The 12619-nt window shown below is 57.2% G+C and carries 11 protein-coding genes; 2 read left to right on the top strand and 9 right to left on the bottom strand.

Translation table 11 applies throughout. The features are described 5' to 3' along the window. The first annotated feature begins 1 nt into the window (after position 1). Positions 2-1120 (top strand): lipid-A-disaccharide synthase, encoded by a 1119-nt coding sequence (locus tag BLR31_RS13225; protein WP_176762653.1) that lies wholly within the window; start codon positions 2-4, stop codon positions 1118-1120. On the opposite strand, the gene gltA is transcribed toward BLR31_RS13225, so the two are convergent. Continuing rightward, positions 1117-2406 carry a citrate synthase gene (gltA, locus tag BLR31_RS13220; protein WP_090597282.1) on the bottom strand — a complete coding sequence of 430 codons (1290 nt, stop codon included), beginning with the start codon at positions 2404-2406 and terminating at the stop codon, positions 1117-1119. The two genes, BLR31_RS13225 and gltA, sit on opposite strands and share 4 nt — an antisense overlap. Positions 2407-2580: 174 nt before the next feature. Beyond that, positions 2581-4005 (bottom strand): glutamate--tRNA ligase, encoded by a 1425-nt coding sequence (gltX, locus tag BLR31_RS13215; RefSeq protein ID WP_090597139.1) that lies wholly within the window; start codon positions 4003-4005, stop codon positions 2581-2583. Here gltX and BLR31_RS13210 point away from each other — a divergent pair. Continuing rightward, positions 3986-6214: a ComEC/Rec2 family competence protein gene (locus BLR31_RS13210; protein WP_176762652.1), complete on the top strand. Its 2229-nt coding sequence runs from the start codon at positions 3986-3988 to the stop codon at positions 6212-6214. The two genes, gltX and BLR31_RS13210, sit on opposite strands and share 20 nt — an antisense overlap. On the opposite strand, the gene lexA is transcribed toward BLR31_RS13210, so the two are convergent. From lexA to trpE, 7 genes are all read right to left on the bottom strand, one after another. Beyond that, positions 6208-6909, bottom strand: a complete 702-nt coding sequence (gene lexA, locus BLR31_RS13205) for a transcriptional repressor LexA (protein WP_090597281.1) — start codon at positions 6907-6909, stop codon at positions 6208-6210. The two genes, BLR31_RS13210 and lexA, sit on opposite strands and share 7 nt — an antisense overlap. Before the next feature lie 101 nt (positions 6910-7010). Further along, positions 7011-8201: a molybdopterin molybdotransferase MoeA gene (locus BLR31_RS13200; RefSeq protein WP_090597135.1), complete on the bottom strand. Its 1191-nt coding sequence runs from the start codon at positions 8199-8201 to the stop codon at positions 7011-7013. Beyond that, the gene (gene moaC, locus BLR31_RS13195) at positions 8198-8683 is read right to left on the bottom strand and encodes a cyclic pyranopterin monophosphate synthase MoaC (RefSeq protein ID WP_090597133.1); all 486 of its coding nucleotides are present in this window, start codon (positions 8681-8683) and stop codon (positions 8198-8200) included. The genes BLR31_RS13200 and moaC overlap by 4 nt, the downstream gene beginning before the upstream one ends. Before the next feature lie 3 nt (positions 8684-8686). Then, a complete protein-coding gene (gene trpC, locus BLR31_RS13190) occupies positions 8687-9484 on the bottom strand; it encodes an indole-3-glycerol phosphate synthase TrpC (RefSeq protein ID WP_090597131.1) in 798 nt (265 codons plus the stop codon). Then, positions 9481-10491 (bottom strand): anthranilate phosphoribosyltransferase, encoded by a 1011-nt coding sequence (gene trpD, locus BLR31_RS13185; RefSeq protein ID WP_090597129.1) that lies wholly within the window; start codon positions 10489-10491, stop codon positions 9481-9483. The genes trpC and trpD overlap by 4 nt, the downstream gene beginning before the upstream one ends. 19 nt (positions 10492-10510) lie before the next feature. Continuing rightward, on the bottom strand, positions 10511-11107 hold the full coding sequence (locus tag BLR31_RS13180; RefSeq protein WP_090597127.1) for an anthranilate synthase component II: 597 nt from the start codon (positions 11105-11107) through the stop codon (positions 10511-10513). Beyond that, positions 11108-12619, bottom strand: a complete 1512-nt coding sequence (gene trpE, locus BLR31_RS13175) for an anthranilate synthase component I (RefSeq protein ID WP_090597125.1) — start codon at positions 12617-12619, stop codon at positions 11108-11110.

Raw genomic sequence — 12619 nt, 5'->3', positions numbered from 1 at the left:
CATGTTCATCCTCGCCGGTGAGGCTTCTGGCGACAGAATTGGCGCCCACCTTCTTGGTGGCATATTACAGCGGCGACCAGACATTACGGTGACCGGTGTTGGTGGCGATGGAATGATGCAGGCGGGGCTAATCAGCCTGTTTCCCATGGATGACCTATCTGTCATGGGGTATCGTGATGTCGTGCTGCGATTGCCGCTGCTTTTGTGGCGCGCGCGACAAGTGGTACGCCACATCATGCGCTTACGCCCGGATGTCGTTGTGCTGATCGATGCCCAGGTATTTTCCAAGGTGGTGGCAAAGCATCTTCGTCGGCGCGGCTATGAAGGCCGCATCGTCCTCTATGTTGCCCCGGCCGTTTGGGCATGGGGCGCCGAGCGTGCCAAGACCCTCGCGAATATCTTCGATGAGGTGCTTTCTGTTCTGCCGTTTGAACCTGAGGCCATGTCACGCCTAGGCGGACCTGAAACCGCCTATGTCGGTCACCCGGCCACTCATGTGGTTACCATGCGAAGCGCGCTACCCGAGCACGGGTTAGTGCTGCTCCTTCCAGGGAGCAGGCGCAGTGAGATCAAGAAACATCTGCCGATGTTTGGAGAGTTTGTGGAGCGGCTCGGTCAGCATAATTTGGTCGACGGGCTCGCGATCCTTGCCACCCGTGCTCAAGCGGAATTCATTTCCAATCACGTCGATTCTTGGCCGGTTCCTGTATCGGTCATAACTGAGAAGCATGCGCGGGATGCAGCGATGGACGTCGCAATATGCGCGGTCGCAGTATCTGGAACCGTGACTTTGGAACTGGCCCTGGCTGGCGTGCCACATGTGTTGACCTATATTGCTGAACCAGCGCAGGTGCGGATTTTTCAGAACGCTACGGTGCCTTATATCGGCTTGCCAAATATCATCGCAGGACGCCCGGTGGCTCCAGAGGTTCTCTTTGCCGGACAAGGCAGAGGGGAAGCGCTATATAAATCTGTTACCGATTTGCTTGATCGGCCTGACAGGCGTGAGCAACAACTAGCTGAGTTCACGCAAATCCGCGCTTTGATGGAAAAAGGGGCACCAGAGGCGCCCCTTAAAGATCCCGTAGATCGAGTCTTGAGCCATTTCGCAGCGTCTTAGCGCTGACGAATGTCCACATAGTCTCGATTGGTTGCGCCATTGTAGAGCTGACGCGGACGGCCAATCTTCTTCTGCGGATCGCCGATCATCTCTTTCCACTGTGCAATCCAGCCAACGGTACGCGACACCGCAAAAATTGCGGTGAACATAGAGGTAGGGAACCCGATCGCATCGAGAATGATGCCGGAATAGAAATCGACGTTGGGGTAGAGCTTGCGGTCAACGAAGTATTGATCTTCCAGCGCGATTTTCTCGAGTTCCTGAGCGACCTGCAGAGTGGGATTGTTTTCGACGCCGAGCAAGCTCAGCACTTCGCGAGCCGATTCCTGCATAACCGCGGCGCGGGGATCGTAGTTCTTATAGACGCGGTGACCGAAACCCATGAGGCGGAATGGGTCTTCCTTGTCTTTAGCGCGCGCTATGAATTCGGGGATACGGTCAACCGAGCCGATCTGGCGCAGCATGTTGAGCGCTGCTTCGTTGGCGCCGCCGTGGGCCGGGCCCCAAAGGCATGCAACGCCAGCGGCTATGCAGGCAAACGGATTGGCATCCGAAGAACCCGACAGCCGGACGGTCGATGTGGAGGCGTTCTGCTCGTGATCCGCATGCAGAGTAAAGATGCGATCCATCGCTTTGGCGATAACGGGATCGACCTTGTACTCTTCCGCCGGAACGGCGAAGCACATGTGGAGGAAGTTCGAGGCGTAGTCGAGATCGTTTCGCGGATACACAAAGGGCTGGCCTACGGAATATTTGTAGGCCATCGCAGCGATCGTTGGCAGCTTGGCGATCATGCGGATTGAGGCGATTTCGCGCTGGACCGGGTCATTGATATCGGTCGAGTCGTGGTAAAACGCTGCCATTGCGCCGACGACGCCGGTGACGATAGCCATGGGGTGCGCATCGCGACGGAAGCCGCGATAGAAGTAGTGCATCTGCTCATGCACCATGGTGTGACGCGTGACGCGGTTTCCGAAATCTTCAAGTTCGGCCGCCGTAGGAAGCTCACCGTAAAGCAGGAGGTAGCAAACTTCGAGATAGGAACTCTTCTCGGCTAGCTGGTCTATAGGGTAGCCGCGATAAAGAAGCTCGCCCTTGTCGCCATCGATATAGGTGATCGCGCTGTCACATGCAGCGGTCGAGGTAAACCCCGGGTCGTATGTGAAGAGCCCCGTCTTGGAGTAGAGCGAACGGATGTCAATGACGTCGGGTCCCACAGTGCCGCTCAGCACTGGGAAATCGTAGGTCTCGCCACCCAAGGTGAGTTTGGCCAATTTTTCGCTCATCAAGCGCCTCCCGGAGTTTTGGCTCAGGCGCATTGCGGACCAATATCCGCTACATCCGAGCACTCACATCGACATTGGAAAAATGTCCCGTTTCGGTATCCGAATTTGGTTGGCCATGCAACTGAGTCATGGCTCTTGACCTATAGGTAAGACGAATGGCTAACAGCCGCCGATTTATCGGTTTGGCGCGACAACGTCGCGAATTCTACCAAGGCTTTCTTCACGTCCGATAAGAGTCATCACTTCGAAAATGCCCGGCGATATCGTGCGGCCGGTTAGTGCCGCACGAAGCGGCTGGGCGATTTTGCCCAGTTTAAGCTCCACCGATTCCGCATAGCTGCGCACAGCGCCGTCGAGCGCCTCCACTGTCCAGTCATTTAGCGCCTCGAAGATGTCGACTAGCTTGCTCAAATGGGCCGCGGCATCGGCGTCCAGCAGCAATGCTGCCTTTTCATCCATTGGAAGAGGGCGGGCTGCGTAGATAAACTGCGCGAGATCGATCAATTCCAGCACTGTCTTGGCGCGCGGCTGCAGTTCGGGGATAGCTGACAGAATAGTCTGCTTGTTGGCCACAAGGCCTGCGTAGTCGCTGTTCCGGCCCGTTTCGGAGGCCGTTTCGACCATGACATCATAGAGCCGCGCAGGGTCGGCGGACCGGATATAGTGCCCGTTGAGATTATCGAGCTTTACGAAGTCGAACCGTGACGCGCCCTTATTCAGTGCTTCGAGCGAAAACCAGTCCACCATTTGGTCGGTCGAAAAAATCTCGTCGTCGCCGTGGGCCCAACCGAGCCTTGCGAGATAGTTGCGAAGCGCCTCGGGTAAGTAGCCCATCTGCCGGTAGGCTTCGATCCCTATGGCTCCATGACGCTTGGAGAGCTTGGCTCCATCTGACCCATGGATGAGTGGGATATGGGCCATCTCCGGGACATCCCATCCCATCGCCTGATAGATTACTATCTGGCGTGCAGCGTTGGTAAGGTGGTCATCGCCGCGGATGATGTGGGTGACTCCCATGTCGTGATCATCGACGACAACGGCATGCATGTAAGTTGGAGTGCCGTCGGAGCGAAGAATGATGAAGTCATCAAGGTTTTCCGCGCGGAACACGACGTCGCCCTGAACATGGTCTTTCACGACGATTTCACCACTCTGCGGCGCCTTTATGCGAATGACGGGCTTGAGGCCGGCCAGCGCTTCTGAAGGGTCTCGATCACGCCAGCGGCCATCATAGCGAGGCGGACGCCCTTCGGCACGGGCTCTTTCCCGCATCTCGGTCAACTCTTCAGGGGTGCTGTAGCACTTGTATGCCTTGCCTTGGGCGAGCAACTCGTGGGCAATCTCAGCATGGCGGTCCGCACGCGCGAATTGTGAAATAGGTTCGCCATCCCAGGTCAGACCGAGCCATGTCATGCCGTCGAGAATTGCGGTCACGGCGGCGTCAGTCGAGCGCTCCCTATCGGTATCCTCGATGCGCAAAAGCATTTTGCCGCCCATTTTCTGAGCAAACACCCAGTTGAAAAGCGCGGTCCGGGCACCACCGATGTGAAGAAAACCCGTAGGAGATGGCGCGAAACGGGTGACGACAGATTTCGACATTGAACAGCTTACCGCTTGGAGAATTTGCTGGGCCGTGTGTACCATAGCGTCCGGCGAGCGCAAGGGCAGGGGTGCGCGCGAAATGGTCGATATCGAGACCGTCCAGAAGGGTGGCCCACATACGACGTCCAACGCTCTACATGGGCGCGCATTGGCGTGGCTCCGGCAGTTGAATGCTGCTGTATTGGCGTCGGTGGTGGACGCATCCAGTCAGCGCCGCAACCTAATCCTCTGGCCGTTCGCGCTCATACTTGGGCTCATTGCTTATCGCATTCTGCCATTCGAGCCTGACGCGCAGGCGCTTTCCGTATTCTGCGTATTACTCCTGATCGCTCTCTTGGCACTGCGTGGAATTAGGGCGGCTCGCGACCTTGCGCAAATCTCGTTGCTGTTCGGCTTCGGGGCTGTATTACTGCCGGTGCACGGAGAGTTGTTTGGCACAAATATGCTGGAGGTCCCCCGTTATGGGACCTACCAGGCCAAGGTTGACGCAGTAATATTTGACGACGGGGTTCAGCAGCGCTGGATTGTGTCAGACATTTCGGGGGATCAGGATTGGACCGTGCCCGATGTGCGGAAAGCGCGGGTTCTGGTCCGCGGTGATCAAGCTATTGCGCCGGGTGACCGCATAAGCGCGCGTATCAGGTTCTATCCCGTACCCGCGCCTGCTGTGCCAGGGGGCTATGATGCGCAATTTGTTAGCCATTTCGATGGGATAGGCGCCTATGGCAGCGTGCTGGGCGATCTTTCAGTTGTTCCTGCACATCAGTCGGGCGTCATGGACATGGTCAACGCAGCGCGGCGCATCATCGGGGCGCGCCTCGTTGCGCAACTGGGAGACCGTATCGGCGGTATCGCGACCGCGCTGATCACGGGCGATCAAAGCCGGATCAGCGAGGAAGACTATGATCTGATGGCTTCGGCCGGAATCGTGCATGTGATTTCAATTTCAGGCCTGCATCTGACGCTTGTGGCGGGCACGATGTTCGCTAGCGTGCGCTTTCTATTGTCACTCAGCCAAGGCTGGTCGCAGCGATGGCCCATCAAAAAGATCGCTGCCGTCGCGGGCATTGCAACGGCGTTTAGCTATATGCTGCTATCAGGCTTGGTGATTCCGGCCGTTCGCTCGACCATAATGTTGGCGCTGGTGTTCACAGCGATTGTTGCTGGGCGTCAGGCGCTGACGATGCGTAATGTCGCCATCGCTACGATCATCATTATCCTTGTGCAACCGACATCAGTGTTTCGGGCGTCCTTTCAGTTGTCGTTTGCCGCGGTCATCGCGCTCATTGCGGCCCATGAGTTGGCGCGCCGAGGACGTGAGGAACGGGACCGGCCCGCGCAAGGGAAAGTGATCACGTTGATGATCGACGTGGGGACAACGAGCATCATTGCCGGACTGGCAACCTTGATCTTCACGGCCTACCATTTCCAGCAGACAGCTCCGTTTGGCGTGATCGGCAACCTTATGGCCATGCCTGTCGTGAGCTTTGTCATGATGCCTGCTGCTCTACTAGGGACATTGTTGGTACCCCTGGGCCTCGAGGCGCCTGCTTATGCGGTTTTGGGATGGAGCGTTGAAATCATGCTCTGGTCGGCAGGGGTGGTGCGCCAGATGAGCGGCGGGTTTGACTCCAGTCCAATCCTAGCGCCGTCAGCTCTGGTCGTCGCGCTCGCAGCATTGGGCTGGATGGCCTATTGCCGCGACCGAATTCGACTGGCCGGACCGTTCCTCGCGGTTCCACTCATAGCGGTCTTTTGCCTTGAACGTGCTCCAGACATCTTTATTGCGGATCAAAGCCAGGCACTTGCTGTCAGAAACGGCGCCGACATTGCACTTATGGCTGGACGCAATAATACCTTTGCGACGACCATCTGGTCGGAACGTTACATGACATCGATATCGGACGGTCACGAAGGCACGCGCTGCGACGCGATAGGCTGCGTCCTTCATACGGAGCACGATTACACGATTGCGCTCGTCAAGGACGCGTCAGCGTTCGCTGAAGACTGCGGCATTGCCCATATCGTCGTTTCGCGTATCAACGCGCCGGCGACATGCGCCGCCACGGCCACTTTGGTAATCGACGGTGCCGATCTTGCGCGCTACGGAACACATGTCATCAACTGGCATGGCCCCGATATCGCACCGACAGTGAGGACGGGCGTCGATAACCCCGAAAGACGCTGGCGTCTTGGAATTCAGTAACGGCGGAGTAAGCCGACCAGTCGACCTTGGACCTTGACCCGATCGGGACCAAAAATGCGGGTCTCATACGCCGGATTTGCAGCTTCCAGCGCGATGGCATTTCCCTTTTTCCGCAGACGCTTGAGCGTCGCTTCTTCTTCATCGACAAGAGCGACGATAATCTCACCGGTGCCAGCGGAGTCCTGCTTGCGGATCAACACCGTATCGCCATCGAAAATGCCGGCATCGATCATCGAATCGCCGCGCACTTCCAGCGCGTAATGCTCTCCAGAGCCGAGCATCTCGGGTGGCACCATGATTGAATGAGAATGAGTCTGTATGGCTTCGATCGGAGTGCCGGCCGCGATGCGGCCCATTACGGGCACAGTGATCGATCCGCCTTCGCTGGCAGGAATCGGTTTAGTGGGAACCTTGCCGAGATTACCTTCGATGACAGATGGCTCGAACTTCGACTTCTTGCCGCCCAATGATGGGTTCATCGAATCGGGGAGTTTAACCACTTCAAGAGCACGCGCCCTGTTTGGAAGGCGTCGAATGAACCCACGTTCTTCCAGCGCCGTAATCAGTCGATGGATTCCCGATTTGGATTTGAGGTCGAGCGCTTCCTTCATTTCGTCGAATGACGGCGGAATGCCACTTTCCTTCATACGTTCATGAATGAACATCAGGAGTTCGTGTTGCTTGCGCGTCAACATCGGCATTCCCTCGGCGATTTCGAATCGGAACAAATATTGAACACTTATACATGTTCCATAAATGTTCTGCAAGTGAATCGCATTTCTGGGGCTTTTGCGGCCTAAAGCAAGATGGCTTCTATATAGTCACCGGCGCTCATGCCGTGGCAGTTTTCGCGCTGTATGATCAGCGCTTCGGCGCTCGCGAGCGAGGAGAGATGGCCGCTGTCGGTCTGTCGAATTGGGTCAATTGTGGTGCGGCCCTGCGCGTCACGTTCCAAGCGCGCCCGCAAGTAATGACGCCGTGGGCCGTTGGCAGGTAGTGGGGCCGCCAGCGGCAAAAGCAGCGGATCCTGTGAGAGTGCGCCGGTCATCGCCTTTAATGCTGGTAGGATGAATATCCGCGCGGTGACCAGAGCCGATACCGGATTGCCCGGGAGGCCGAATACAAGTGTCTTGCCATGCGCGCCGAACATTAAAGGTTTTCCAGGTCGCATCGCTATGCGCCAGAAATCCATTGTTACACCGCAGGCCCTAAGAGCGTCCTGAACGAGGTCGTGCTCGCCTACGCTTGCACCGCCTGTTGTTATGAGGAGGTCTGGCTCGGTATCAAGTGCTGACCGCAAAGTGCGTTCAAGTGCGTCCTTGTCATCTGCTACGATGCCGTGATCGGTCATGATAGAGGCGAACGGACCGAGCAACGCTGACAGGGCAATCGTATTTGACGATACGATCTGGTCGGCTCCAATCGCCGTCCCTGGCGCGACCAACTCGTCACCTGTAGCAAGAAGGCCTATGGAGGGCAGGGTAGACACCTCGATGGTCGAGTTGTTGCCAGCTGCGATCAGTCCGATATTGTGCGCTGTGAGCGCTGTTCCCTGAGACGCCAGTTCCCTACCGGCGCGGAAATCCTCCCCGCGTCTACGAATATTTCGGCCGCTCTGCGCATCGGTATTGAATGTTATGCGATCGTCGTTTGCATTGACGTCCTCCTGCATAACGACTGCATCGGCGCCAGAAGGAACAGGCGCGCCAGTGAAGATGCGGATGCACTGGCCCTGCCCAACGGTGCCATGAAACGCCGAACCGGCTTGGGAGACACCGATCAGATCAAGAGTTGAACCGGGATTAACATCGTCTGCGCGAAGAGCGTAGCCGTCCATCGCACTGACGTCGAACGCAGGATTGTCGATGTGCGCCGTGGCGCCGCGCGCAAGAACGCGACCCAGCGAACGGCCCAGAGGCACAGTCTCGGATGGCAAACGCTCTACACGTGCGAGGATTTTTTCGAGGGCTAAGTCGACAGAAATCACGCTCGTTCCCTCGCGTAATCACCTGACTTGCCACCGCTTTTTTTAATCAGCCGAAGATTTTCGATGGTCATGGACTTATCAAGCGCTTTTGCCATGTCGTAGAGCGTCAGCGCTGTGACAGATGCCGCTGTGAGCGCTTCCATTTCAACCCCAGTTCTACCCAGGCTTTCCACTCTTGCTTCGATAGTGACCGTGTGTGGCGCACTATCACGCTCTATGGCGATCGTTATTTTTGTGATCGGTATCGGGTGGCAGAGCGGGATCAACTCGGACGTTTTTTTCGCCGCCATGATCCCTGCAACTCGCGCCACGGCGATGGCATCACCTTTCTTCAGACTGCCACCAAAAATCGCGTCGACAATTTCCGGGGTGGCTATGAGAGACGCACCAGCGACTGCACTGCGCGCCGTCTCACCCTTGTCGGCTATATCGACGATATGCGCTGCGCCGGTCTTATCGAGATGCGTCAAGCCGTGGGCCATGGCTTAGACCTTACCCAAAAGTGTACGGGTGGCGGCAGCGACATCGTCCTGTCGCATCAGACTCTCCCCAACGAGAAAGCATCGCAGGCCAGCTTCTGCCTGCAGAAACGCGATGTCGTCATGGGTGAAAATGCCGCTCTCGGAAACGAGAAGCCGTTCCTCCGGAACAAGGCGCGCGAGCTCGATGGTTGTTTGCAGGGTCACATCGAACGTCCGAAGATTGCGATTGTTGATGCCGATGAATTCGGCACCCAGCTCCAACGCACGCTCCATTTCAGGCTTGTCATGAACTTCAACCAGAGCGTCCATCTGCCATTCGGCTGCCGCGTCGAGCAAGGCTCTGGCATCGGCGTCATCAAGAGATGCCAGAATGATCAGGATGCAATCGGCGCCCCAAGCGCGTGCTTCGGCGACTTGATAGGGTTCGAAGAGAAAGTCTTTTCGCAGCGCGGGGAGCGAGCACGCATCACGTGCCTGGCCTAAAAATTCCGGACGACCTTGGAAAGAGGGCGTGTCGGTCAGGACGGAAAGGCACGCTGCGCCACCCGCCTGATAGGCCTCTGCCAGTGCGGGTGGATTAAAGTCCGGGCGGATGAGGCCTTTCGACGGGCTTGCCTTTTTGATCTCGGCTATTAGGCCGTAGTCTCCGGCCGCAATCTTCGCCTTGAGCGCGTCGCAAAATCCTCTCGGCGGAGCTTGCTCTCGGGCGGCCGCCACGACTTCGGTCATTGGGCGTGCGGATTTCGCCGCAGCAATTTCTTCGCGCTTGTAGGTCTCGATCTTGCGCAGGATATCAGTCATTTTGCGCTCGCCACTGCCAAACGCTCAAGCGTGGATTTCGCCTTGCCGGAATCAATTGCATCCGCGCCAAGTACCACGCCGTCGCGTAGTGTTTCCACTTTCTCAGCGACTACGAAAGCCGCAGCGGCATTGAGCAGAACGATATCGCGATACGGGCCCTGCGCACCGTCCAGCAGTTTACGCACTTTACTCGCATTGTACTCAGGGTCGCCACCGCGGAGGTCGCCAATGCTTACACGAGGCAATCCGGCTTCTTCGGGAGTCACCTCGAACGATGTCAAGTTGCCGTTCTTGATCTGCGATACGAAGGACGGTCCCGTTGTCGAGAGCTCGTCTAGTCCACTGTCACCGTGGACGACCCATGCGGCGCGAGCCTGGTTGGCCTGCAGAGCTGCTGCGACGGGCTCCACCCAATCTCGATCATAAACTCCGAGAACGTATCGCTTCACTCCGGCAGGGTTGGCCTGTGGGCCAAGAAGATTGAACATCGTCCTCACGCCCATCTCCGCGCGCGACGGCCCAACGTGACGCATGGCGGGATGGTGATTGGGCGCAAACATAAAGCCGATACCCGCTTCGCGAATGCATGCCGAAATGCGCTCGGGCGAGAGGTCGAGGTCAATGCCCAGCTTTTGCAGTGCTTCGGCAGATCCTGATTTTGATGACAATGCGCGATTGCCGTGCTTGGCAACGGGGACCCCCGCCGCAGCGACAACAATTGCCGCGCCTGTGGAAATATTGAGCGTTCCCGCTCCATCGCCGCCCGTTCCCACAATATCGACGGCATCGTCCGGTGCTTCGACCGGCACCATCTTGGCGCGCATTATGGAGACTGCTGCGGCGATCTCGCCAACGGTCTCGCCCTTGACTCGCATGCCCATAAGAAAGGCGCCGATCTGGGAGGGAGTTGCGTTGCCGGACATGATGATTTCCATCACGTCGCGCATTTCAGTCCCTGTCAGATCCCTGCCGTCGGCAATTCTGGCCAGCGCACCTTTGATGTCCATGGTGGAATTCTCCTCGGGCTCAGGCAGCGCGACTGGCGTTGAAATCTCGCGCGATATTGAGAAAGTTCTGCAAAATGGCGTGGCCGTTTTCGGAGGAAATGCTTTCGGGGTGAAACTGCACGCCATGAACCGGCAAATCGCGGTGCTGAAGACCCATGATCTGACCGTCATCTGAGCGTGCTGTGACGCTCAGCTCCGCTGGCAGTGTGTCGTCGCGCACAACCAGTGAGTGGTAGCGGGTTGCGTCGAATTGCTTGTTGAGCCCACGAAAAACGCCGCGCCCATCATGGGAGATCGTCGAAACCTTGCCGTGCATGGGAACTGGAGCGCGTACGACGTCGCCGCCAAACGCCTGACCCATCGACTGTAGGCCGAGACAGACACCAAACAGAGGGATTTCGCCTGCAAAGCGCTTGATCAGCGCGAGGCATATACCGGCCTCGTTAGGTGTGCATGGACCTGGGGAAATGACGATTGCATCTGGGTCGTGCGCTTCTATCTCATCTAGGGTGATACGGTCGTTGCGGACGACTTTGGTTTCAGCACCAAGCTCGCCGATATAATGGACGAGATTATAGGTGAAGCTGTCATAGTTATCGATCACGAGAACGCGCATTTACTGGCCCAACTTCGATTGTCCGGCATAGCGTAGCGCTTCCTCAGCAGCGCTGAAAAGGGCGCGCGCCTTGTTTTCGCATTCGAGTTGCTCAAGTTCGGGTTTGCTGTCGGCCACGATGCCAGCCCCAGCCTGCACATACAGCCTATCATCCTTGAGGATCGCTGTGCGTAGGATGATGCAGGTGTCCATGCGGCCATCAGCTCCAAAATAGCCGACACAGCCTGCATAAATCCCGCGGCGTGTCATCTCAAGTTCATCGATGATCTCCATCGCCCGAACCTTTGGTGCTCCTGAAACCGTACCAGCAGGAAAACCAGCGGCTAGAGCATCAATATTGTCGTATTTCGGATCGAGGCGTCCGACGACATTAGAGACGATGTGCATTACGTGCGAGTAGTACTCGAGAAAGAATTTGTCGGTGACCTTCACGGACCCGATCTCCGCAACACGCCCCACGTCGTTGCGACCCAGATCGAGAAGCATAAGGTGTTCTGACAACTCTTTGGGATCAGAAAGCAACTCGTCAGCCAGTTCCCGATCTCTTTCCGGCGTAGCGCCGCGCTTTCGGGTGCCGGCTATTGGCCGGATCGTCAACTCACCCCGATCGACGCGAACGAGAATTTCCGGGCTGGATCCAGCAACAGCAAAGTCCCCGAAATCGAGGAAATACATATAAGGCGATGGATTGGTACGCCTTAGCGCCCGATAGAGAGCGGTAGGCGGCAATTTGAATTCTGCCGAAAAGCGCTGGCTTAAGACGACCTGGAAAATATCACCGGCAGCGATGTAGTCTTGCGCGGCACGCACCATTTTGAAGTAGTCGCTGCTGCTTGTATTTGATGCCACCTCTATCGCTGGCATGTCCAAAATCGCTTCGGTGCCGGGCAGGGGGCGTTCCAGCCTCGCAATCGCCTCTTCAATTCTGTCATTGGCCGATTGATAGGCCTGGCGCGCGCTTACGCCGTCACGCACATATACGGGAGCGGTGAGGTAGAGTTCGTCCTTGAGCGTGTCGAATACGGCCAGGAGGGAAGGCCGCATCATGATCGCATCCGGCACGCCCAATTCGTCGGGGTTGTCGTCGGGGAGCGATTCCATGAACCGCACCATGTCATAGCCAAGATATCCGAAGACCCCGGCTGAGCTGGGCGGCAATTCCGGCGGCATATCGATCTGACTTTCCGCAATCAAGGCGCGCAGCGCATCCAGCGGGGCATGGGACTGGGTGGTAAAATCACTGGCAGTGGCTTGGGCGTGCCGGTTGATCTCGGCGTGACCGTCGACAACGCGCCACAGCAGGTCGGGCTCAAGGCCAATTATGGAGTAACGACCTCTGACAACGCCGCCTTCTACCGATTCCAGGAGAAAGGTATGACGGCGTCCATCGGCGAGCTTGAGATAAGTGCCAACCGGCGTCTCGAGGTCTGCGACCACGCGGCGATAGATAATCTGATTTTGCCCAGCCGCGTAGCGCTTACTAAAGTCGTCGAACTCGCTGGATTCAGGCAT

The sequence above is a fragment of the Pelagibacterium luteolum genome (assembly GCF_900100665.1).
In the GTDB taxonomy this organism is placed as follows: Bacteria; Pseudomonadota; Alphaproteobacteria; order Rhizobiales; family Devosiaceae; genus Pelagibacterium; species Pelagibacterium luteolum.
The sequence above is the reverse complement of the archived record's forward strand: the minus strand, read 5'-3'. Positions and strand labels throughout refer to the sequence as shown.